This window comes from Saccharopolyspora indica (assembly GCF_027853965.1).
Classification (GTDB): domain Bacteria; phylum Actinomycetota; class Actinomycetes; order Mycobacteriales; family Pseudonocardiaceae; genus Saccharopolyspora; species Saccharopolyspora indica.
Map to the genome: position 1 here is coordinate 267,762 of NZ_JAQGLB010000002.1, position 21,306 is coordinate 289,067.

The 21,306-nt window shown below is 71.6% G+C and carries 21 protein-coding genes; 12 read left to right on the forward strand and 9 right to left on the reverse strand.

The genetic code is table 11. From position 1 onward, the window contains the following. Window positions 1–38: 38 nt before the first annotated feature. Window positions 39–2,327, reverse strand: coding sequence for an RNA degradosome polyphosphate kinase (locus OU416_RS05120; protein WP_270925646.1), 2,289 nt, complete (start codon window positions 2,325–2,327; stop codon window positions 39–41). Window positions 2,328–2,583: 256 nt separating this feature from the next. Continuing rightward, window positions 2,584–3,246 carry a 2-phospho-L-lactate guanylyltransferase gene (cofC, locus tag OU416_RS05125; RefSeq protein WP_270925647.1) on the reverse strand — a complete coding sequence of 221 codons (663 nt, stop codon included), beginning with the start codon at window positions 3,244–3,246 and terminating at the stop codon, window positions 2,584–2,586. A 112-nt stretch (window positions 3,247–3,358) separates the two neighbouring features. Here cofC and OU416_RS05130 point away from each other — a divergent pair, with 112 nt between their 5' ends. The 4 genes from OU416_RS05130 (at window position 3,359) to OU416_RS05145 (ending at window position 7,376) form a co-directional block, all read left to right on the forward strand. Further along, a complete protein-coding gene (locus OU416_RS05130; RefSeq protein WP_270925648.1) occupies window positions 3,359–4,135 on the forward strand; it encodes a lysophospholipid acyltransferase family protein in 777 nt (258 codons plus the stop codon). Beyond that, window positions 4,122–5,129 carry an NAD(P)H-dependent glycerol-3-phosphate dehydrogenase gene (locus OU416_RS05135; RefSeq protein WP_270925649.1) on the forward strand — a complete coding sequence of 336 codons (1,008 nt, stop codon included), beginning with the start codon at window positions 4,122–4,124 and terminating at the stop codon, window positions 5,127–5,129. Before OU416_RS05130 ends, OU416_RS05135 begins: the two co-directional genes overlap by 14 nt. Before the next feature lie 130 nt (window positions 5,130–5,259). After that, entirely contained in the window at window positions 5,260–6,360 is a 1,101-nt protein-coding gene (locus tag OU416_RS05140; protein WP_270925650.1) for a cystathionine gamma-lyase, read from the forward strand. Window positions 6,361–6,893: 533 nt separating this feature from the next. Further along, window positions 6,894–7,376 (forward strand): cysteine dioxygenase, encoded by a 483-nt coding sequence (locus OU416_RS05145; protein ID WP_270925651.1) that lies wholly within the window; start codon window positions 6,894–6,896, stop codon window positions 7,374–7,376. A gap of 18 nt (window positions 7,377–7,394) precedes the next feature. On the opposite strand, the gene OU416_RS05150 is transcribed toward OU416_RS05145, so the two are convergent. Together OU416_RS05150 and OU416_RS05155 are read right to left on the reverse strand one after the other, a co-directional pair. Further along, window positions 7,395–7,808: a GNAT family N-acetyltransferase gene (locus tag OU416_RS05150; RefSeq protein ID WP_270925652.1), complete on the reverse strand. Its 414-nt coding sequence runs from the start codon at window positions 7,806–7,808 to the stop codon at window positions 7,395–7,397. Continuing rightward, on the reverse strand, window positions 7,805–8,482 hold the full coding sequence (locus OU416_RS05155) for a pyridoxamine 5'-phosphate oxidase family protein (protein ID WP_372907144.1): 678 nt from the start codon (window positions 8,480–8,482) through the stop codon (window positions 7,805–7,807). Before OU416_RS05155 ends, OU416_RS05150 begins: the two co-directional genes overlap by 4 nt. 45 nt (window positions 8,483–8,527) lie before the next feature. Here OU416_RS05155 and OU416_RS05160 point away from each other — a divergent pair, with 45 nt between their 5' ends. Continuing rightward, a complete protein-coding gene (locus OU416_RS05160; protein ID WP_270925654.1) occupies window positions 8,528–9,934 on the forward strand; it encodes an aminotransferase-like domain-containing protein in 1,407 nt (468 codons plus the stop codon). Between the two features lie 253 nt (window positions 9,935–10,187). Next, window positions 10,188–11,279 (forward strand): D-alanine--D-alanine ligase family protein, encoded by a 1,092-nt coding sequence (locus OU416_RS05165; RefSeq protein WP_270925655.1) that lies wholly within the window; start codon window positions 10,188–10,190, stop codon window positions 11,277–11,279. Between the two features lie 49 nt (window positions 11,280–11,328). Here OU416_RS05165 and OU416_RS05170 read toward each other — a convergent pair whose 3' ends face one another. The 3 genes from OU416_RS05170 to OU416_RS05180 all read right to left on the reverse strand — a co-directional run bounded on the left by OU416_RS05170 (window position 11,329) and on the right by OU416_RS05180 (window position 13,013). Beyond that, the gene (locus tag OU416_RS05170) at window positions 11,329–12,039 is read right to left on the reverse strand and encodes a metallophosphoesterase family protein (protein WP_270925656.1); all 711 of its coding nucleotides are present in this window, start codon (window positions 12,037–12,039) and stop codon (window positions 11,329–11,331) included. Window positions 12,040–12,074: 35 nt separating this feature from the next. Then, window positions 12,075–12,617 (reverse strand): DUF3515 domain-containing protein, encoded by a 543-nt coding sequence (locus OU416_RS05175; protein ID WP_270925657.1) that lies wholly within the window; start codon window positions 12,615–12,617, stop codon window positions 12,075–12,077. Window positions 12,618–12,779: 162 nt separating this feature from the next. Continuing rightward, window positions 12,780–13,013 carry an Lrp/AsnC ligand binding domain-containing protein gene (locus OU416_RS05180; protein WP_093146694.1) on the reverse strand — a complete coding sequence of 78 codons (234 nt, stop codon included), beginning with the start codon at window positions 13,011–13,013 and terminating at the stop codon, window positions 12,780–12,782. 97 nt (window positions 13,014–13,110) lie between these two features. Between OU416_RS05180 and OU416_RS05185 the strand changes: the two genes are divergently transcribed. Next, entirely contained in the window at window positions 13,111–14,076 is a 966-nt protein-coding gene (locus OU416_RS05185; RefSeq protein WP_372907143.1) for a thiamine-phosphate kinase, read from the forward strand. A 243-nt stretch (window positions 14,077–14,319) separates the two neighbouring features. Here OU416_RS05185 and OU416_RS05190 read toward each other — a convergent pair whose 3' ends face one another. Next, window positions 14,320–15,654 carry an MFS transporter gene (locus OU416_RS05190; RefSeq protein WP_270925659.1) on the reverse strand — a complete coding sequence of 445 codons (1,335 nt, stop codon included), beginning with the start codon at window positions 15,652–15,654 and terminating at the stop codon, window positions 14,320–14,322. A 373-nt stretch (window positions 15,655–16,027) separates the two neighbouring features. Here OU416_RS05190 and OU416_RS05195 point away from each other — a divergent pair, with 373 nt between their 5' ends. Both OU416_RS05195 and OU416_RS05200 read left to right on the forward strand, forming a co-directional pair. After that, window positions 16,028–16,702, forward strand: coding sequence for a uracil-DNA glycosylase (locus tag OU416_RS05195; RefSeq protein ID WP_270925660.1), 675 nt, complete (start codon window positions 16,028–16,030; stop codon window positions 16,700–16,702). A 98-nt stretch (window positions 16,703–16,800) separates the two neighbouring features. Then, window positions 16,801–17,385, forward strand: coding sequence for an Rv1733c family protein (locus OU416_RS05200; protein WP_270925661.1), 585 nt, complete (start codon window positions 16,801–16,803; stop codon window positions 17,383–17,385). 63 nt (window positions 17,386–17,448) lie between these two features. On the opposite strand, the gene rpmB is transcribed toward OU416_RS05200, so the two are convergent. Further along, on the reverse strand, window positions 17,449–17,640 hold the full coding sequence (rpmB, locus tag OU416_RS05205; protein ID WP_093146689.1) for a 50S ribosomal protein L28: 192 nt from the start codon (window positions 17,638–17,640) through the stop codon (window positions 17,449–17,451). Window positions 17,641–18,133: 493 nt separating this feature from the next. On the opposite strand from rpmB, the gene OU416_RS05210 reads away from it, so the two are divergent. The 3 genes from OU416_RS05210 (at window position 18,134) to OU416_RS05220 (ending at window position 21,302) form a co-directional block, all read left to right on the forward strand. Continuing rightward, window positions 18,134–19,690, forward strand: coding sequence for a DAK2 domain-containing protein (locus tag OU416_RS05210; RefSeq protein WP_270925662.1), 1,557 nt, complete (start codon window positions 18,134–18,136; stop codon window positions 19,688–19,690). A 273-nt stretch (window positions 19,691–19,963) separates the two neighbouring features. After that, entirely contained in the window at window positions 19,964–20,311 is a 348-nt protein-coding gene (locus OU416_RS05215; protein ID WP_270925663.1) for a GntR family transcriptional regulator, read from the forward strand. Window positions 20,312–20,348: 37 nt separating this feature from the next. Continuing rightward, on the forward strand, window positions 20,349–21,302 hold the full coding sequence (locus OU416_RS05220; protein WP_270925664.1) for a DUF1648 domain-containing protein: 954 nt from the start codon (window positions 20,349–20,351) through the stop codon (window positions 21,300–21,302). The last annotated feature ends 4 nt before the right edge of the window (window positions 21,303–21,306 follow it).

The following is a 21,306-nucleotide window of genomic DNA, read 5'->3' on the forward strand; positions in this document are numbered from 1 at the left end:
GTCCTAAAGCACTCTCGGCGTTCGGTCCGTCAAACTGCCTACGAGACCTTCGCCCCGTGCATGCGCAACATCTCCACCTGGTGGTCGCGGACCTGCTCACCGCTGCGCGGCGAGGCCTCCCAGTCGCCCTTGGCGTTGAGCACCCAGCAGCGCGTCGACGGGTGCAGCGCGGAGTCGAGCATCGCGTTCAGCTGGGCGGTCAGCTTCGGATCGGTGACCCGGACCTGGGTTTCGATCCGGCGGTCCAGGTTCCGGTGCATCATGTCGGCGCTGCCGAACCAGTGCTCGTCGATCCCGGTGAAGTGGAACACCCGGGAGTGCTCCAGGAACCGGCCCAGGATGGAGCGCACCTCGATGTTCTCGCTGAGGCCCTCCACGCCCGCCTTGAGCGAGCAGATGCCGCGCACCACGACCTGGACCGGCACACCGGCCAGCGAAGCCCGGTACAGGGCGTCGATGATCTGCTCGTCGACCAGCGAGTTCACCTTCATCCGGATGCCGCACGGCAGGCCCTGCCGGGACCGCTCGATCTCGGCGTCCACCCGGTCCACGATGCCGTTGCGGATGCCCTGCGGGGACACCAGGATCCGGCGGTACTCGCCGTGCCGGGCGTAGCCGGTGAGCACGTTGAACAGGTCGGTGAGGTCGGCGCCGATCTCCGGGGAAGCGGTCAGCAGCCCCAGGTCCTCGTAGATCCGCGCGGTCTTCGGGTTGTAGTTGCCGGTGCCCAGGTGGCAGTAGCGGCGGATGGTGGAGCCCTCCTGGCGCACCACCAGCGCGGTCTTGCAGTGCGTCTTCAGCCCGACCAGGCCGTAGACCACGTGCACCCCGGCGCGTTCCAGGGTGCGCGCCCACTGGATGTTCGCCTGCTCGTCGAAGCGGGCCTTGAGCTCCACCAGCGCGACGACCTGCTTGCCGGCCTCGGCGGCGTCGATGAGCGCGTTGACGATCGGCGAGTCACCGGAGGTCCGGTACAGCGTCTGCTTGATGGCCAGCACGTGCGGGTCGGCGGCGGCCTGCTCGATGAACCGCTGCACCGAGGTGGAGAACGAGTCGTAGGGGTGGTGCACCAGCACGTCGCCCTCGCGCAGCGTGGAGAAGATGCTCTTGGGCGTCTGGCCCTCGGCGAAGGCCGGGTGCGTCGCGGGCACGAACGGCGCTTCCTTGAGGTCCGGCCGGTGCAGCCGGTCCAGCTGGAACAGGCAGGACAGGTCCAGCAGGCCCTTGACCTCCACCACGTCGTGCTGGTCGACCTCCAGCTCGCGCAGCAGGAGCTCGAGCATGTTCTCGCTCATCGTGTCGGTGACTTCCAGCCGCACCGGCGGCCCGAAGCGGCGGCGCGCTAGTTCCCGTTCCATGGCCTGCAGGAGGTCCTCGTCGCGGTCCTCCTCGACCTCCAGGTCGGCGTTGCGGGTGACCCGGAAGATGTGGTGCTCGGCGACCCGCATGCCGGGGAAGAGCTTGTCCAGGTGCGCGGCGATGAGCTCTTCCAGCGGCAGGAAGGTGGCGCGCTCGGTCTCCCGGTCGGATTCCACCCGGATCAGCCGCGGCACGTTGTCCGGCACCTTCACCCTGGCGAAGCGCCGCAGCCCGGCGTCCGGGTCGGCGACGGTGACCGCGAGGTTCAGCGACAGCCCGGAGATGTACGGGAACGGGTGCGCCGGGTCGACCGCGAGCGGCGTGAGGACCGGGAAGATGTGGTCCTCGAAGTAGCGGGTGAGCTTCTGCTGGTCGGGCGTCTCCAGCTCCGACCAGTTCTGGATGCGGACGCCGTGCGCCTCGAGCTCGGGCAGCAGCTCGTCGAGGAAGACCCGGCTCAGCTTCTCCACCAGGTCCTGGTTGCGGGCCGCGATGCGGGTCAGCTGCTCGTGCGGGCTGAGCCCGTCGGCGCTGCGCACCGACAGCCCGGTCTCCTCGCGGCGCTTCAGGCCCGCGACGCGCACCATGTAGAACTCGTCCAGGTTGGACGCGAAGATCGCGAGGAACTTCGCGCGCTCCAGCACCGGCTGCGACGTGTCCTCGGCGATGGCCAGCACCCGGGCGTTGAAGTCGAGCCAGGACAGCTCGCGGTTGAGGTAGCGGTCCTCGGGCAGGTCGGTGGAGGCCGCCGCGCGCGTCACCGCGGGTGGTGCGGAGGGGACGCGGGCACCTTCGGTGTTCGTGCCGCCGTTTCGCCGCGGCGCCGCCGGGGTGGTGGCGGCGCTGGGATCACCGGCACTCCGCGCCTGGCGCGGGGCGCGACGGGTGGACCGGCCACTGGTGCTTCGCTTGGCGGGCTTCTCGGCCCGGCCGGTGCTGTCGGTGCTCACCCGCCCATTGTCGCTCATCGAACCGGTTCAGCCGATGTCTGTGAAAAGAGTTCATGGTCGTTTCGCGTTGTCGTCGTTCCCACTCCCGCGGATTCCCGCGGGAAGTGGTTTCCGCCACCCGGCGCGGCCGGGCGGCGATCGGCACCGATGCTTAGGCCGAGCGCCTGTTTCGGCAGGTGATGGCCCGTGAGCGTTTTGTGGTGCTATGACCCCCCAAAACACTCACGGGAACTGAGCAGGGGGAACGGAGCCGATATCGGTGCTGCGCCGGGCGCTAGGCGATCGCTGCCTTGGTGCGCGGGCCGAGACCGAGGGCGGTCGCGGTGCGCAGGTCGGCTTCGGTGTCGACGTCGCAGCGCAGCGAGTCCCACGGGCCGAGGAGCGGTTTCGCGCCGGATTCGGCGTGCGCGCCGGCCGAACCGGAGCCGAAGCGCGGGTCGAGCGGGCGCCCCGGCGCGGCCAGCAGCAGCGTGGTGCCGGTGCCGTGGTGGTCCGGGCAGAACGAGCGGTCCGCCCCGGCCGAGCGGATCGCCGCCGCGAGGTCGTCCGGCCGGAGCGCGGGCAGATCCGCTTGCAGCGCCCCGACCCTGGACACCCGCGACCGGAGCGCGGCGTCGCCGTGCCGCAGCGCCGCGTTGAGCCCTGCTGCCGGGACGTCCGCGAGCACCTCCACGCCCGCGGCGGTGAACTCGGCGGTCAACGCCGGATCGGAGGTGATCACGACGACACCGGCCACTCCGTCGGCGCGCCGCGCGGCGGCCACTGTGTCCAACGCCACGGCCATGACCAGCTCGGCGTGCGCCGCCGGGTGGCGCGCGCCCTCGCCGAGCAGCCGCGACTTGGCGAGGTGCAGCGGCTTGATCGGGACGATGAGGTGCACCGCAGGGCAGTCCTGCTGCGAGAACCGGCGGTCCGGCCGGTCGTTGTTGGCGGTCACGCCTCCATCTTCCCGGCACGCCCGACGCGGCCGCGGAACCGACTCGTTGCCGGGACCCGGGCCGGGGCGGGGTAACTTTGCGGGCGCTCGCGAGGAGAGATGAGGAGATGCCGTGGCGGAACCGAAGAGCCTCCGGCGCCAGCGGAGGCAGAGCAGCGAGAAGGCGCGGGGCATGGGCAAGTTCTGGCTCGGCCTGGCGCGCGCGGTGTTCTACCCGCTGACCGGTGCGCTGGCCCGCACCGAGGTGCGCGGGCTGGAGAACATCCCGGCCGACGGACCGGCGCTGCTGGTGCTCAACCACGTCTCCCACCTGGACCCGGTGTTCGACGCGGTCACCGTGCACCGCGCCGCGCGGGTGCCGCGCTTCCTGGCCAAGCACACCCTGTGGAACGTCCCGGTGCTCAAGAACGTGCTGGTCGGCGTGGAGCAGATCCCGGTCTACCGCGGCACCGCCGACGCGCAGAAGAGCCTGCGGGACGCGCACCAGGCGCTGGAGCGCGGCAAGACGATCGTGATCTACCCGGACGGCACCATCACCAAGGATCCCGACGGCTGGCCGATGACGCCGAAGGTCGGGGTGGCCCGGTTGGCGCTGGCCCACGACATCCCGGTGATCCCGGCGGCCCGCTGGGGCACCAAGGACGTCTACGACCACTACGAGAAGCGCTTCCGCCCGTTCCCGCGCAAGACGGTGAAGTTCGTCTTCGGCGAGCCGTTGGACCTCTCGGCCTACCGCGGCATGGAGCACGACGGGCAGGCGCTGCGCGAGGTCACCCACCTGGCCATGAACCGGGTGCGGGACCTGCTCGGCGAGATCCGCGGCGAGGAACCGCCCGCCGAGTTCTACAGCTCCGCGCGCAAGAAGCGGGGTGACGATGGCGCGGCCTGAGCGGATCGCGGTGCTCGGCGCGGGTTCCTGGGGCACCACCTTCGCCAAGGTCCTCGCCGATGCGGGCAGCGACGTCGTCCTGTGGGCGCGCCGCGCGGAGGTCGCCGAGGCGATCAACGAATCCCGCTGCAACACCGGATACCTGCCCGGAGTCCGCCTGCCCGAGTCGTTGCGGGCCACCGACGACGCGGCCGCCGCGGTGCACGACGCCGACGTGGTGGTGCTGGCGGTGCCGAGCCAGACGCTGCGCGAGAACCTCGCCGGCTGGCAGCCGCTGCTGCCCGCGGACGCGACGCTGGTGAGCCTGGCCAAGGGCGTCGAGCTGAGCACCCTGAAGCGGATGAGCGAGGTCATCGGCGAGGTCGCGGACGTGCCGATGGAGCAGGTCGCGGTGGTGTCCGGGCCGAACCTGGCCAAGGAGATCGCCGCCGAGCAGCCGACCGCGACCGTGGTGGCCTGCGCCGACCACGACCGCGCGATCGCCCTGCAGCACGCCTGCTCCACGCCGTACTTCCGGCCGTACACCAACACCGATCTGATCGGCATCGAGATCGCCGGTGCGTGCAAGAACGTGATCGCGCTGGCCTGCGGGATGGCGGTCGGCCTCGGCTTCGGGCACAACACGATGTCCTCGCTGATCACCCGCGGCCTGGCCGAGACCACGCGGCTGGGCGTCGCGCTCGGCGCCGACCCGATGACCTTCGCCGGGCTGGCCGGGCTGGGCGATCTGGTGGCCACCTGCATGTCGCCGCTGTCGCGCAACCGGACCTTCGGCGAACGGCTCGGGCGCGGCGAGACCCTGGCGCAGGCCCAGGAGGCCGCGCACGGCCAGGTCTCCGAGGGCGTGAAGTCGTGCTCGTCGATCCGCCAGCTCGCGGCCCGGCACGGCGTGGAGATGCCGATCACGGACGTGGTGCACCGCGTCTGCCACGAAGGCCTCCAACCGGGCCCGGCGGCAGCGGAACTCCTCGGCCGCGAGCGCAAACCGGAGTGAACGAGAACTTCCAGGCTCGTTCTCGCCGCCGCAGGTGGCTCGCCGCGACTGCGGTCACCGGCGAAGATGAACAGGTCCGATGGCGGGCGTGGCGATGGAAAACGGCGAATCGACTAGGTGAGTGGTGAGCATGTCGGAATTCGGCGACGGCACGCGGTGCGTGCGGGGCGGGCACCCGGAACCGGTCGGCGGAACGCCGATGCTGCCGGGGCCGGTGTTCGCCGCGCCGTTCCACCTCGGCGAGGACTTCCAGGGCGGGGACTTCTACGGCCGGGCGGGCAATCCCACCTGGCGGGCGCTGGAAGCGGCGATCGGCGACCTGGACGGCGGGCACTGCCTGCTGCTGCCCTCGGGCATGGCCGCGATCAGCACCGTGCTGCGCGCGGTCCTGCGCCGCGGTGACGCGCTGGTCGTGCCCAGCGACGGCTACTACGCGACGCGGAACTTCGTGCGCGACGAGCTCACCGAGCTGGAGCTGGACGTCCGGGAGATCGGCACGCCCGGCCCGTGGACCGACGACGTCTTCGCCGGAGTCCGCCTGGTGCTGCTGGAAACCCCGTCCAACCCGGGGCTGGACGTGTGCGACATCGCCGAGCTCGCCGAGCGCGCGCACCGCGCGGGCGCGCTGCTGGCGGTGGACAACACCACGGCGACGCCGCTGGGGCAGCGCCCGCTGGAACTGGGCGCGGACATCGTCATCGCCAGCGACACCAAGGCGCTGGCCGGGCACAGCGACCTGCTGATGGGGCACGTGTCGGTGCGCGACCCGGAGCTGGCCGAGCGGCTGGTGCGCGCGCGGACGCTGTCCGGCGCCATCCCCGGACCGTTCGAGACCTGGCTGGTGCACCGCAGCATGGGCACGCTCGACCTGCGCCTGGCGCGGCAGGCCGAGAACGCCGCCGCGCTCGTCGCCGCGCTGCGGGAGCACCCCGCGATCACGGGGCTGCGCTGGCCGGGTTCGCCCGGCGACCCGTCGCACGAGCTCGCCCGGCGGCAGATGCGCCGCTGGGGCGGGGTGTTCCGGTTCGAGCTGCCCGGCGCGGCGGCGGTGGACGAGTTCGTCCGGCGCAGTCGGCTGGTGGTGGCGGCGACCAGCTTCGGCGGCCTGCACAGCACCGTCGACCGTCGCGCGCAGTGGGGCGACCCGGTGCCGGAGGGCTTCGTCCGCTTCTCCGCGGGCTGCGAGGACCCGGCGGACCTCGTCGCCGACGTCCTCCAAGCCCTCGCCTGAACCGCCTCTCCGCGATTCACAGTGGTGGTGACGTTTCGGGGTGATCTTGCGTTGTCGGGGCTTCTTGTGGCTGGGTTGCGTCACGGTCCCCTGAGGTGCGGTTGGGTGGGGCGCGGGACTGAGTTCGGCGATGTCGTCCTGGGTGGGGTTGTGCGGTGGTTCTGCCGGTAGCTGACCGGGCGTCCGCGGTGTCAGTTCTGGACAGAGCTGACACCTCACCCCTGCTGGACCTTGCCGGGCCCTGCCCGGGGGTTGGTCAATTTCTCGCGAAATTGACCGCCACCTGGGTGGCGGCGGCGGGGGTGTGGGGTGGGGCACACTCCGTGGTGTGAGATCTCGCCGGGGTGAGTTGACGTGACCTCGGCCGGACTGGTTGAGTTCTCGGCATGTTGTTGCGCGCCATGACCGGTCGGCGGGGTCACATCGACCTCCACCGCGTTGCCAGCGCGCTGTGTTCTTCGTGTTGATCGATCCCCGGTAAACACCGGGCATCCGCATGCCCGGAAAACCTCGATCCCGAAGGACTCGCACCCGTGTTCGCCGTTCCGCCGAATACCCTGGCCGTCGCTGCCGACCTGACCACCGCGCACCCGGTGCGCATCGCCCGGGAGCTCGCCGCCGACCGCGGTTCCTGGACCCACCTGCTGCGCTACGACCCCGATCAGCGCTGGTTCGGCCTGCTGGCCCGCACCGAGCACTACGAGGCGTGGCTGCTGAGCTGGCTGCCCGGCCAGCGCACCGAGCTGCACGACCACGGTGGCGCCACCGGTGCCTTCACCATCGTCGCGGGCGACCTCACCGAGCGCGTCGTGCGCGGCGGGTCCACCGAGGTGCTGCACCAGCTGACCGCCGGGCAGTCCCGCGTGTTCGGCCCCGACTACGTGCACCAGGTGACCAACGCCGGGCCGGACCCGGCGGTGAGCATCCACGTCTACCGCCCGGTCCGGTCGTCGATGACGACCTACACCCACGACCCGTTCACCGGCCTGCGCCCGGTGGGCACCCGCTCCGCCTGAGGACCGTCTACAGCGGACTCACCGGGCCTTGGTGAAGTGGAACGACGAGATGTCGAAGCCGGACGTCAGGTAGCGGCGGTGCGCCTCGTGCCGGTGCGTGCCGGAATCGAGGTGCACCTGGTCGGCACCGATCCGCCGCGCTTCCTCGTCGATCCACGCCAGCAGCGCGGCCGCGTGCCCCTGCCGCCGCGCGCTCGACGCGGTGACCAGGTCGTCGACGTAGACGTGGTGGCCCCAGGCGAAGCACAGCCCGGCACGGAATCCGGCGACCGCGGCCACCTCGTCGCCGCTGTACGCGGCGATCATCCGGTAGCCCTGCGCCTGCTGCTGCTCGGCCTGGGCCAGGAAGTCCTCCAGCGAGCCGATGTCCGGGCGAAGTTCGCGCAGGACCGGGTAGGCCGGGGTGAAGTCGTCGAGCTCGTGCACGGTCACGCCGGGTACCTCCGCTCCAGCACGTGCGCCGGGATCTCGAACGCCGGCGCCAGGTCGTCGGACGGTTCCGGCGCGCCCCACCTCGTTTCCAGCGGCAGGACTCCGGCCCACGCCTTGTCCGCCTCGACGTCCTCGGGTTCGTCGTTGGGGCCTTCGCCGCGCATCTTCACCGCGGCTTCGGTCAGGTCGAGCGCGATGACGGCGGTCGCGGCCAGCTCCCGCTTGTTCGGCTGCCGCGCGTGCTCCCAGGAGCCCGGGGCCAGGTGGTCGGTGATCACCTGCAGCGCCCGCCACTTCTCGTCGGGGTCGGTGATCTGGCGCGGGCGGCCGTGGATCACCGCGGACCGGTAGTTCACGGAGAAGTGGAACGCCGAGCGCGCGTAGACGATGCCGTCGAGGTGGGTCACCGCCACGCAGATCTCCGTCTCCTCGGCCGCCTCCCGCAGGCTCCGCGCTCCCGTGGAGCCGTGCAGGTAGAGCGTGTCGCCGCTGCGGCCGTAGCCGGTGGGCAGGACGCGGGGCGCGCCGTCGACCACCACGCCGAGGTGGCAGATCAGACCGGCGTCGAGCACCGCGTGCAGCTCGTCCCGCTCGGTGCGGGCGCGCTTGCTGCTGCGGCGGATCGTGGACCGTTCGGTGGGGGAGAGCTGTGAGGTCACGGACATCAGGGTCATCCGGCAAGTGGCATGATAGAAGTGCCAATCCGGGAGAATTTCCAAATGCCACATGCCGTGCCCGCGAGCTCGCCGCTGCTGGAGCTCGCCATCGATCTCCGCCGCGACGACCCGCGACCGCTCGCCGTCCAGCTCGCGGACGCGCTCCGGCACGCGGCGACCATCGGCCAGCTGCGCGGCGGCGACCGGCTGCCGTCGACCCGCGCGCTCGCCCGGCACCTGGTGGTCAGCCGCACCGTCACGGCCGCCGCCTACGAGCAGCTGCACGCCGAGGGGTGGATCGCGGGCAGGCGCGGCTCGGGGACCTACGTCACGACGAGCCCGCCCGGTGCGCTGGTGCCGGGGCCGGACGGCGGGGCCCGGGTCGCGGGCGAAGCTCCGGGGCCGAGCGTGGTGCTGACCGCCGGTGTGCCCTGGGCCGAGGGCATCGACCGGGCGGCGTGGCGGCGGGCGTGGCGCGCGGCGGCCGACGTGGCTCCGGACTTGAAGCGGCATCGAGCGGGCGTGCCCGCCTACCGGGAGGCCGTCGTCGAGCACCTGCTGCGGCACCGCGGGCTCGTGCTGGGCGGGCTGACCGCCGACAACGTCCTGGCCACCGGGGGCACCACCGCCGCGGTCATCGAGCTGGCGTCCGCGGTGCTGGAGCCGGGCGACGCCATCGCGGTGGAGGAACCCGGTTACCAGCGCGCGGTCGGCGCGTTGAAGTCGATCGGGGTGCGGGTCGTCCCGGCCCGGGTGGACCACGCCGGGATCGTGGTCGACGCCATCCCGGAAGGCGTGCGCGGGGTCTACTGCTCCCCGGCGCACCAGTTCCCGATCGGCGGCCGGTTGCCCGCGGAGCGCCGGATCGCGCTCGTGGAGCGTGCGCGCGCCGAGGGGTGGCTGATCGTCGAGGACGACTACGACGGGGAGCTCCGCTACGACGTCGCGCCGCTTCCGGTGCTCGCGTCGATGGCGCCGGACGTCGTGGTCCACCTGGGCACCACGAGCAAGATCATCTCGCCGACGCTGGGCGTGGGCTGGATGCTCGCCCCGGACCGGGTCGCCGCGGCGGTGGTGGAGCGCCGCGAGCTCACCGGCACGAGCCCGGCGCCCGCGGGCCAGCGCGTGCTGGCGGAGTTCGCCCGCAACGGAGACCTCGGCAGGCACCTGCGCCGTTTGCGGCGTGAGCTCTCCCAGCGCCGGGCGCTGGTGGTGGAGGGCCTGACCGCCGAGGGCGTGGAGGTGTTCGGCGACCGCGCGGGCGCGCACGTGGTGCTTCCGCTGCCGGACGCGGAGGCCGAGCAGCGGGTGGTCGCGGCGGGGGCGGAGCACGGGCTGGTCCTCGACGGCCTGCGGCGGCACCACTGCGGCCCGCAGCAGTGGTTCGGCCTCGCCCTCGGATACGCCGCGTGCTCCAGGGACGACCTGGTGAGAGCACTGCCGATCGTCGCCGCGCTCTGCCGTCCCTGAGCCCTTCGCGCGTCCTGGCGACGGGCGTGACGCGATTTCAATGGAAATCAGACGTCCGATTTCCATTGAAATCGCGGAGGTCCCCCGCGCCGACGACGGAGCCGACGACACGCCCCGGCGTGTCCGGCGTCCGACACGCCGGGGAGGAGGTGCGTGCGGAGCGCATCGGGGTGGTCGCGGAGGGTCGTTCGGGTGATCCGGGCGGGCGCAGGTTGTGAAACGACATCATGGCTGGGCAGGTAGGGTCCGGCGCATGACACAGCGCAAGACCCGGGTGGCGGTCGTCTTCGGCGGCCGCAGCACCGAACACGGCATTTCCTGCGTGTCCGCAGGCAGCGTGCTCGCGCACCTGGACCCGGACCGCTTCGAGATCGTGCCGGTCGGCATCACCCGCGAGGGCGCCTGGGTGCTGGGCACCGACGACCCGGAGCAGCTGGCGATCCGGGACCGCCAGGAGCCCGCGGTCGAGGCGGGCACCGCCATCGCGCTGCCCGGCGACCCCACCAAGCGCGACCTGGTGCTGCTGGAGCCGGAGCGGGGCGGCGAGGTGCTCGCGGCGGTCGACGTGGTGTTCCCGGTGCTGCACGGCGCGTTCGGCGAGGACGGCACCATCCAGGGCCTGCTGGAGATGGCCGACGTGCCCTACGTCGGGCCGGGTGTGCTGTCCAGCGCGGTGTCGATGGACAAGGAGTACACCAAGAAGCTGCTGGCCGCGGAGGGCCTGGCGGTCGGCCGCTACGAGGTGCTGCGCCGCGACCAGTCCACACTGGACGACGCGCGGCGGGAGCGGCTCGGGCTGCCGGTGTTCGTCAAGCCCGCGCGCGCCGGGTCGTCGCTGGGCATCAGCAAGGTCACCGACTGGGCCGATCTGGACGCCGCGATCGCCGAAGCGCGGCGCACCGACCCCAAGGTGATCATCGAGGCCGCGGTGGTCGGCCGCGAGATCGAGTGCGGCGTGCTGGAGTTCCCGGACGGCCGCATCGAGGCCTCGCAGCCCGCCGAACTGCGCGTGACCGGCGAAACCGACTGGTACGACTACGAGTCCAAGTACCTCGACGACGTCACCGAGTTCGACATCCCGGCCAAGATCGGCGACGACGCGATCGAGCAGCTGCGCTCGGACGCGGTGCGCGCCTTCCGCGCGCTGGAGTGCCAGGGCCTGGCCCGGGTCGACTTCTTCCTGTCCGAGGACGGCGAGCTGATCGTCAACGAGGTCAACACCATGCCGGGCTTCACGTCGATCTCGCTGTACCCGCGGATGTGGGCGCACAGCGGCGTGGACTACCCGACCCTGCTGACCACCCTCATCGAGACGGCGATCACCCGCGGCACCGGCCTGCGCTGAGCCCCGGACGGCCCCGGCTCTCCACCGCGGAGACCGGGGCCGTTGCGCGTCACGCGGCGTGGTGGAACGTCGTGGTGACGGCGCCGTCGTCGTCGATGCGGTGCAGGGCCATGCCGGGCGGGCTGTCGCTGGACATGAGCGGGCGGCGGTTCGGGGCGACGCCCAGTTCGGAGGCGACGCCCGGAGCTCCGAGCACCGGCACACCGGCCAGCGAGGACACCAGCGGCGTGTGCACGTGCCCGGACAGCACGGCCACCACGCGCGGGATCCGCTCGATCAGCCCGGCCAGCGCTTCGGGGTTGGTCAGCGGAATCGCGTCGACGTAGGAGTGCCCGATCAGGACCGGCGGCTGGTGCACCGCGAGCACCACCTGGTCCGCTCCCTGAGCCGCGGCTTCGGCGGTTCGCGCGGTGTCCTTGCGCAGGAAGCCGTGGTCCTCGCCGGGCACCACGACGTCCAGCCCGATCACCCGGACCTGTCCCGCTTCGACGACCGGGCAGCGGTCCTGCCGCAGCTCGGCGCGCAGCGTCGCCGGGTCGTCGTGGTTGCCCGGGATGGCGATCCACGGCGGCTGGTCGCGCATCACCTCGGCGAAGGCCCGGTACTCGGCGGGCTCGCCGTGATCGCTGATGTCGCCGGTGGCCACGACGGCGTCGGGGCGGCGCGCCGCGGACAGGTCGAGCACCCGCCGCAGCCGTTCGGCAGCGGCGGGGTCGTCGGTCAGGTGCGGATCGCTCACGTGGAGCAGGGTGACGCTCATGCGCCCCGAAGCTAGTGGATCGCCGGGCCGCTGCGTCAGGGGAAGACGGGTTGCTTCGGCAGCTTCTCGCCGAGGATCGCCGAGAGGTCCTGCAGCGGACCGGTCCCGGTGCCGCCGGGGACGCTCAGCGCGACGTAGACCGGGCGGTCGACCGCCAGGTACGAGGTGTCGCCGCCCTGGTTGATCTCCAGCCAGCTCACGCCGGAGACGTCGACCAGCTGCGCGGTGGGCGTCAGCTCGGCGGGCGCGTCGATGCCGCAGCGCACCGTGATCGGGTCGTGGTCGCCATCGCCCCACGCGATCGTCGCGGGCGGTGCGGGCTGCGCCAGCGCGCGGCGCGGGACCAGCGCGTCGCCGACCTTGAGCTCGCGCGGCAGCGCGCCGACGACCGCCGCGCACTCCGGCGACTCCGCCTCGGGCGCGGGGATGGGGGCGAGGGCCAACGGGCCCGTGCGGCGGGCCTGCTCGGCCGCTTCCGCCGCTTGCTGCTCCTGCCGAGCGCTGTACCAGCCGTACGTGCCGATGCCGGCGACCGCCAGGGCGAGGAGCGCGCCGAGCGTGATCGCCACGATCAACACCGGCCGGGGCACTCCGGTCGCTGATTGGTGAACCACGCCGTCCACTACAACACGACCGCCATCGGTGCTGGGCACCGGCCTGGCGGTCGGTCCTGCGGTGAAGAGCACCCTCGGATCCCGTTGAGCCGTTGCCCGCACGGGACCGGAGGGTGCTCGTCAGATCTACAGGTGCACCACGGGACAGGTGAGGGTCCGGGTGATGCCTTCCACGTTCTGGATCTTGGCGACGACCATCTTGCCGAGCTGGTCGACGTTGTCCGCTTCGGCGCGCACGATCACGTCATACGGACCGGTGACGTCCTCGGCGCTGAGGACTCCCTGGAAGTCCTTGATCTCGCCGGCCACCGCAGCTGCCTTGCCGACTTCGGTCTGGATGAGGATGTAAGCCTGAACCACGGCGTGCCCCTTCGTCTTGCCGATGTGCTCGGGGTAGGAAACTGGCAGAAAGCTACCCCATCGGACCGAGCGGATGCTCAAGGAAGGAAGGTCCCAGTTGGGTCCTGATTCATCACAGGACGCACAGACCGTTTCCCAGTTGGGTGAGTTCGGTCTCATCGGTCGAGTGACATCGGGCCGGGTTCAGTCACCCGGCACCGTGCTCGGTCCGGGGGACGACGCCGCGGTCCTGGCGGCGCCCGATGGGCGGGTGGTGGCCACCACCGACGTGCTGGTCGAGCAGGTTCACTTCCGTCTCGACTGGTCCACGCCGCACCAGGTCGGGCGCAAGGCCGTCGCGGTGAACCTCTCCGACATCGCCGCGATGGGCGCGGTGCCCACCGGTCTGCTGGTCGGGCTCGGCTGCGCCCCGGACCTGCCCGCCAAGGTCGCCGACGAGCTGCTGAGCGGCATGTGGGAAGAAGCACAGCAGCTCGGCATCGGCATCATCGGCGGCGACATGGTGTCGGCGACCTCACTGACGATCTCGGTCACAGCGCTCGGCGACCTGCAGGGCCGGGAGCCGGTGACCCGCGCGGGCGCGCGCCCCGGCGACGTGGTCGCGGTGGCCGGCCGGCTGGGCTGGTCGGCGGCCGGGCTGGCCGTGCTGGGGCGCGGCTTCCGCTCGCCGGTCGCGGTCGTGGGCGCGCACCGCGTCCCGGAGCCGCCGTACGCGGCGGGCCCGCAGGCGGCGCTGGCCGGGGCGACGTCGATGGTGGACACCTCCGACGGGCTGCTGGCCGACCTCGGCCACATCGCGGCGGCCTCGCAGGTCGCCATCGACGTCCGCACCGAGCAGGTGGAGGTTCCGCAGCGGCTGACCGAGGTCGCCTCCGCGCTCGGAGCCGATGCCCGGCACTGGGTGCTCACCGGCGGCGAGGACCAGGCGCTGGCCGCGACGTTCCCGGCGGGCCAGGGCCTGCCGGAGGGTTGGCGGGAGATCGGCGTGGTCGCCGAAGGCGAGGGCGTCACCGTCGACGGAGCGGAGTACGAAGGCCCCATCGGCTGGGAGCACTGGCGGTAGGAGTGCGTTCCAGGCTCGTCGTGCGTGGCGGTGCTGGTGGCGGAACCTCAGACGCCGCCTGACTGCGGGATCTCCTCCTGATGTATGCCGACGGCGTCGGAGCTGTCCTCGCCAGGCGACGTCTGAGAACCCGCGGCGGTGCGAGTTGCGGGGGTGGGCTAAGCGGCTGCGCCGCTTGCAAGCGGATTCGGAATGCGAAAGGGCCCGGTGCGCCGCAGCGCACCGGGCCCTTCTGCGATGTCGTCAGCTCGTCGCGGACTTCGCCGCGGACGGCGCTTCCTGCATCAGCGGCTGGCGTGCGGTCTCCTTCATCAGCAGGATCGGCACCAGCGCCACCAGTGCGGCCGCCATCAGGTAGTACGCCGGGAACATGGTGTTCCCGGTGCCCTTGACGACCGCGTCGTTCACCAGCGGCGCGGTGCCGCCGAAGATCGCGGTGGAGAAGTTGTAGCCGATGCAGAAGGCCGCGTAGCGGACCTTGGTCGGGAACATCGCCGGCAGCGTCGCGGCCAGCGGGCCGATCAGCTGCACGTGCCCGATCGCCAGCAGCGCCAGACCGCAGATCGTGGTGAGCACGGTGCCCTGCGCGATCAGCATGAACGCCGGGATCGGCAGGACCAGGAAGCAGATCGCCGCGGACAGGAACAGCGGTTTGCGGCCGATCCGGTCCGACAGCGCGCCGATCGGCGTGATGATCACCATCATGAACACCACGGTGAGCAGCAGCGGGACCAGCACCTGGTACTCCTGGCCATCCTCCACGTGGAGGGTGTCCTTCAGGTAGGTCTCCATGTAGGTCAGGATCGTGTAGTTCGCGATGTTGATCAGAACCACGATGCCCATCAGGATCAGCAGCTGCCGCCACCACTCCTTGACCAGGTCCTTCAGCGGCGACTTGGCGACCTGGTGGGTCTCCTCCAGCTGCTTGAACGCCGGGGTGTCCTCCAGCTTGCTCCGGAGGTAGAGCCCGACGCCGCCGAGCGGACCGGCGATCAGGAACGGAATGCGCCAGCCCCAGCTCTCCATCGAGCCGCTGTCCAGATTCAAGATCAGGATCGTCGGCACCAGGGCGCCGAGGCCGAATCCGGCCAGCGTTCCGAATTCCAGCCAGCTGCCCCAGAAACCGCGCTTGCGGTCGGGTGCGAACTCGGCGATGTAGGTGGCCGCGCCACCGTATTCACCACCGGTGGAGAAGCCCTGCAACAAGCGGCACAGCAGCAACAGCATCGGGGCGAAGATCCCGATGGCGTCGTAGGTCGGCAACAATCCGATGACGAATGTGGAGCCCGACATCAGCAAGATGGTCAGGGCGAGTACCTTCTGCCGCCCGATTCGGTCGCCCAGCGGCCCGAAGAACAGGCTGCCCAGCGGCCGGAACAGGAACGAGATGGCGAAGACGCCGAAGGCGGAGATCGTCTCCAGCGGCCCGGGAAAGAACTGGTGACCGATGTAGACCGCGACGTAGGCGTATACGCCGAAGTCGTACCACTCCGTGCAGTTTCCGATTGCGGCGGCGCCGACTGCGCGGCGCAGCAGTGACCGCTGTTCGGGCGATGTTTCGGTTTCCTGCGAAGTCATGAGTTTGCGGCCCACCTCCGGGTCATGCCGTCCACGGCCGTGGTCGATCGACAACTTCGCCAGAACCTAGCCCAGTGGCCACTTGTAGGCCACCAAATGGACGTGATCGACGCATTCCGATGGTATTTCCTTTATGTCGCCGAGCACCGTTCCGGCGGTCGGAACCATGCTCCACCGGGTCGCGGATTTGACACCCGAATTCGCCGGATGACTAGCGGAAATGACGCGTTCGTGTGACGGCCGGTCACCGGCGTGCGCAATATCGCACCAAGTGTTACTTCGATCGTGTGTGACGTGCATCACGTTGACGGGTTGGCGGGTGGATCTCGGGGGTGCCGCCGGTCGATCTCGGCGGCTCGCTAGGGTGCTCTGCATGACCGCGCGTCCACTGCACGAACTCGTCGAGGCCGGGTGGGCGGAGGCCCTCGCTCCCGTTGCCGACAAGATCAAGGAGGCGGGCGAGTTCCTGCGCGCCGAGGTCGCCGCGGGGCGTCAGTACCTGCCCGCGCCGGAGCACGTGCTGCGCGCGTTCCAGCAGCCGTTCCACGACGTTCGGGTGCTGATCGTCGGGCAGGACCCGTACCCGACGCCCGGCCACGCCGTGGGCCTGAGCTTCTCGGTCGCCCCGGGCGTCGCGCCGCCGCGCAGCCTGGTCAACATCTACCGCGAGTACACCGAGGACCTGGGGCACCCGCTGCCCACCAGCGGCGACCTCACGCCTTGGGCCGACCGCGGTGTGCTGCTGCTCAACAGGAGCCTGACCGTCGAGCCCCGCAAGCCCGGATCGCACCGCGGCAAGGGCTGGGAGCAGGTCACCGCGCAGGCCATCCGCGCGCTCGCCGCCCGCGAGACGCCGCTGGTGGCGATCCTGTGGGGCCGGGACGCCCGCGACCTCCGCCCGCTGATGCCGGGCGTGGACTGCGTCGAATCGCCGCACCCCAGCCCGATGTCGGCCGACCGCGGCTTCTTCGGGTCGCGGCCCTTCAGCCGGGTCAACGAGCTGCTGGCGGCCAAGGGCGTCGAGCCGATCGACTGGAAGCTCCCGTAACACCGTTCACGCAGGTCGCGGCGTATGGATTTCGCCGCCGCCCAGTCGTACATTGACCCTTGCCGGGGAAGTTGCGCTCGGGTGGAAGAAGGCTCGTCATGGGAGCCGACCGGAACACCAGCGGCCTGCGGTGCCTGATCCGCAGGGCGTTCCCGGGTGCCAACCCGCTGCGCCGTCGCACCGATCTCTTCGAGCCCATCGCGCTGCTGCTCGTCGTGCTGATCGCGGTGGTCACCGCGGTGCTGGCCTTCTCGGTGGCGCAGAACGAGCTGAACACCCGCCTGGCCGAGGTCGAGCGGCAGCAGGCGAGCAGGCACCAGGTGGTGGCGACGGTGGTGGCCGAGCTGCCCAGCAGCACGACGACGCACCGCCCGGTCGCGGTGCGCTGGGGCCAGCCGCCCGACGAGCGCTTCGCCGTGCTCGACCTGCCGGCCAGGGTGCCTGCCGCGGGCACGATCCCGGTGTGGCTGGACGATCGCGGTCAGCCGACCGGGCCGCCGCTCACCAGGAGCGATGCGACCGAGGCGGCGGGCCTGGCGGGAGCGGGCGTCCTGCTCGGATCGGCCCTGGTCACCACGCTCGCCGTGCTGCTCTCCCGCGCGTGGATCCAGCACCGCAGACTGCTGGCCTGGGAGGCGGAGTGGGCCGAGGTGGAGCCCCGCTGGCGGCACCGCACCTCGTGAGCGCGGGCACAGCAAAAACCCCGAGGTGCGTGTGACCTCGGGGTTCTTGAACGCTGTGCGACTTCAGCCGCGGACGACCTTGCCGGCCTTCAGGCAGGAGGTGCAAGCGTTGATGCGCTTGCGCTGCGAGAGACCGATCTTGGCGTGGACGGTCTGAATGTTCGGGTTCCACCGGCGACGAGTCTTCCGGTGGGAGTGCGAGACCGAGTTGCCGAAGCCTGGTCCCTTGCCACAGACGTCGCAGACGGCAGCCACGTCAGACACCCCTTACTTTGCTTGACGGTTACAGCGATGAGAGCCACGCAAGGACACCCACTTGCGTGAGAGCTTGCTGTCGCCGTTGGCGGCGGCCTGAGCCCGGAGAATCCGGTCGCCCTGGGTCATCGCCACCCTGGGACCGGATCAGTGTAGCCCACCCCCGACGCCCCCTCCGGCGGTGGGGGAGCATCGCCGCGGCCAGCGACTAGTCGCTGCCTGCCGACCGCAACCGCGACGGTCGACTGGTCGCGGTCCGAGAGGGGGCGCATGCGCCGCAGGCGCATAACCCACCCTCGGCGCTGGCACCGCCGCGGGTTCTCAGCGTTCGCCTGGCGAGGACAGCCCGAGCGCCGTGTGTTGGTCATACATCAGTCCGGGATCCCGGAGTCCAGGCGGGCGCTGAGGTTCCGCCACCGGCACCGCCACGCAGGGCGAGTCCGGAATCACTTCATCTAGTCTCGGACGAATCCGATCGTGCGAGGAGGTCCGGTTGTTGCGGACGCTGGATGCGGCGGCGGCCCGGCGCTGGGCGGACCTCGCCCTGGCGGCGCTCGTCGCCGAGCGCGCGGCGATCGACCGGATCAACGTCTACCCGGTCGCCGACGGGGACACCGGCACCAACCTGCTCCAGACGATGCGGGCCGCGGTGGCCGAGCTGGACGCGGCCGCTCCCGACACGCTCGGCGGTGTGCTCAGCGCTCTCGCCCGAGGCGCGCTCGGCGGTGCCTGCGGGAACTCCGGCGTGCTGTTCTCGCAGGCCGTGCGGGGTATGGCCGAGCAGCTGAAGGACGTGACGGCCGCGGACGGGTGCGATCTCCGCGCGGCGCTGACCCGGGCCGACGAGCTCGCTCGCGAAGCGCTCGCCGAGCCGGTCGAGGGCACTGCGCTGACGGTCCTGCGCGCTGCGGCGCGCGGTGCGGCCGGGTCGGACCGGCTGGACGTGGTGGTGCACAACGCGACCCGTGCGGCCATCGACGCCCTGGCCGCGACGCCCGCGCAGCTCTCCGCGCTCTCGGCCGCGGGGGTCGTCGACGCCGGCGGGCGGGGATTCGTCGTGGTGCTCGATGCGCTGCACTCGGTCGTCCGGGACGGCGAGCGGCTCGCCCCGGAGGCTCCGCTGCCCGGCGAGCCGGGTGTTCTGGAGCACGAATCGCAGTACGAGTACGAGGTCATGTACCTGCTCGGCGACACCGATCAGCAGCGGGCGACGGCGCTGCGCGAGGTGTTGTGCGGGCTCGGCGACTGCGTGTCGGTGGTCGGTGACGGGGCTGGTGCGTGGGCGGTGCACGTGCACTGCGACGACATCGGTGCGGCGATCGAATCGGGCATCGACGGCGGGCGGGTCCGCAACATCAAGGTGACCCGGTTCGCCGACCAGCGGGCGGCGTTCGCGCGCGAGGCCGCGGTGCTGGTCTGCGCGTCCGGCGAGGAGCTGGGGCGGCTGTTCGCCGCGGAGGGCGCGGACGTGCTCGTCGCGGGGCCGGAGCAGGCCGCCGCCCGGCTCGGCGCGGCCGTCGAAGCGACCGGGGCGGCGCACGTGGTGGTGCTGCCGAACGATCCGGACACCGCGGCGCTGGTGGAGCGGGCGGCCGGGGAGCTCGACGGCGGCCCGGACGTGGTGGTGGTGCCCACGGCCTCGCCGGTGCAGGGCCTCGCCGCGCTGGCCGTGCACGACCCGACGCGGCGTCGGGCCGACGACCAGGTCGCGATGGCCGAAGCCGCCGCGGCGACCAGGCGCGGGGAGCTGCGCGTCGCCGACGCCGAGGCGCTGACCTGGGTCGGCCGCTGCCTGCCGGGAGACGTGCTCGGGCTGATCGACGGCGAAGTGGTGCTGATCGGCGACGACGTGCCCGCGGCGGCCCGTGACCTGGCGGCGCGGATGCTCAGCACCGGTGGCGAGCTGGTCACCGCGCTGATCCCCACCGATGCCCCGGCCGGCCTGGCCGAGGCCCTGGCCGACCACCTCCGCCGGGCTCACCCGGAGGTCGAGCTCGCCGACTACCCGGCGGGTCACCTCGACGCCCTCCTGCTCCTCGGCGTCGAGTAACCAGAGCACCCTCTGGCCCGTTTCGGCTGGTGATCGACCGTGCGCGTTTCGGGGTGCCATAGCGCCCCAAAGCACGCACGGGGCTTGGTCGGGGTGTGGCGATTTCGCGCGAAATCGCCATCCGCCAGGCGTGGGGCTTGACGGTTTCGCGCGAAATCGCCAACGGGCCCCACCGTGTCCGGGCACGACTGCGCAGGTCAGGTGTCCTTTTTTGCGCTGTTGTGCGGAGGTGGTGGTGGGCAAGAAATGAATGGTGCTAGTGTCATTAGCATCATGTTGCTCTCGTTGGACTTGTACGACGAGCGTCCGCTGCACGAGCAGGCCGCGGACGCCATCCGGCGCGCCATCGCGGCCGGTGAGGTCGCGCCTGGGGACCGGCTGCCGCCGGCGCGGGACCTCGCGGTCGCGATGCAGATCAACGCCAACACCGTGCTCCGCGCGCTGCGCGAGCTGCGGGAAGAAGGACTGCTGGAGTTCAGGCGCGGGCGCGGTGTCACCGTGCTGCGCCGCCCGGATCCCGAGGTGGCGCTGCGGCAGAAGCTCCGGGACCTGCTGGACGAGGCCGGGCGGCACGGCTACGGGCCGGACGTCGTCGTCGAGTGGATAGCAGCCGAGAAGTAGGACCGCAGATCCGCTGCGGAAGACCTCTGGAGGCGAGATGACCTACCGCACCCGATTCCTGGCGGCCTCAGGAGCTTGGACGGTCGCCGTGGCCGCGGCGCTGCTGGCCGGGAGTTTGGCCGTGCGGGACCGCCTGCCCGATCCGATGGCCTCGCACTGGGGTTTCTCCGGTGCTCCGGACGGTTCCACGGCCTTCACCGCTCTCTTGGTGTTCGAGCTGGTCAGCTGGCTGGTCATCGCGGTGATCGGGATCGTCTTCGGGGTGCTCGGCGTGGCTCGGCGAGCGAGCCGGGCGACCGCGTCGGCGATCCTCGGGGCCGGGGCGGCGTTCGTCGTCGGCATGTCGGTGGTGACCACCTCGGTGAACCTGGACGTCGCCGACTGGCGGCAGGCGAGCCCGCTGCCGGTCTGGCTGGTGCTCCCGGTGCTCGCCGCCGCGGCGCTGGGTGGCTGGCTCGGCTGGTGGCTGGGCAACCGCGGTCCGGACGCCCGGCCCGCGGGCGACGGCGAGGTCGCCGAGCTCAAGCTGAAGCCGGGCGAGCGCGCGGTGTGGGTGTCCTCGGTGAGCAGCCCGACGATGCTGGTCATCGGCGGGATCGCGGTGCTGTTAGCGGTCGTCCCGATGATGCTGCAGGTCTGGGCGGCCACCGTGGCCTTCGTGCTGGCCGGGCTGCTCCTGTTCGCGCTCTCCTCGGCGCGGGTGCAGGTCGACGAGAACGGCGTGCACGCCTCCTTCGGCCCGCTGCGCCGGCCCGTCCGGCGGATCCGGCTGGAGCAGATCGAGGACGCGCGGGTGGAGACCCGGCGGGCGCTCGAGGTCGGCGGCTGGGGCTACCGGGTGCTGCCCACCAGCACCGCGATCATGCTCCGCGGCGGCGAATGCCTGGTCCTCCGGCTGACCTCGGGCCGGAAGTTCTACATCAGCGTCGACAACCCGGAGCGCGGTGCGGAACTGGTCAACGCGCTCATCACCGAACGATCCGCGCTCTGAGGGG

Excerpts from the sequence above, each read along its gene's own strand:
- OU416_RS05160 (WP_270925654.1), top strand. The coding sequence starts at position 8,528 with ATGCCACATGCCGTGCCCGCGAGCTCGCCGCTGCTGGAGCTCGCCATC.
- OU416_RS05195 (WP_270925660.1), top strand. The coding sequence starts at position 16,028 with ATGACCGCGCGTCCACTGCACGAACTCGTCGAGGCCGGGTGGGCGGAG.
- OU416_RS05170 (WP_270925656.1), bottom strand. The coding sequence starts at position 12,039 with ATGAGCGTCACCCTGCTCCACGTGAGCGATCCGCACCTGACCGACGAC.
- OU416_RS05155 (WP_372907144.1), bottom strand. The coding sequence starts at position 8,482 with ATGACCCTGATGTCCGTGACCTCACAGCTCTCCCCCACCGAACGGTCC.
- OU416_RS05135 (WP_270925649.1), top strand. The coding sequence starts at position 4,122 with ATGGCGCGGCCTGAGCGGATCGCGGTGCTCGGCGCGGGTTCCTGGGGC.
- OU416_RS05165 (WP_270925655.1), top strand. The coding sequence starts at position 10,188 with ATGACACAGCGCAAGACCCGGGTGGCGGTCGTCTTCGGCGGCCGCAGC.
- OU416_RS05215 (WP_270925663.1), top strand. The coding sequence starts at position 19,964 with ATGTTGCTCTCGTTGGACTTGTACGACGAGCGTCCGCTGCACGAGCAG.
- OU416_RS05140 (WP_270925650.1), top strand. The coding sequence starts at position 5,260 with ATGTCGGAATTCGGCGACGGCACGCGGTGCGTGCGGGGCGGGCACCCG.
- OU416_RS05120 (WP_270925646.1), bottom strand. The coding sequence starts at position 2,327 with ATGAGCGACAATGGGCGGGTGAGCACCGACAGCACCGGCCGGGCCGAG.
- OU416_RS05190 (WP_270925659.1), bottom strand. The coding sequence starts at position 15,654 with ATGACTTCGCAGGAAACCGAAACATCGCCCGAACAGCGGTCACTGCTG.
- OU416_RS05200 (WP_270925661.1), top strand. The coding sequence starts at position 16,801 with ATGGGAGCCGACCGGAACACCAGCGGCCTGCGGTGCCTGATCCGCAGG.
- OU416_RS05220 (WP_270925664.1), top strand. The coding sequence starts at position 20,349 with ATGACCTACCGCACCCGATTCCTGGCGGCCTCAGGAGCTTGGACGGTC.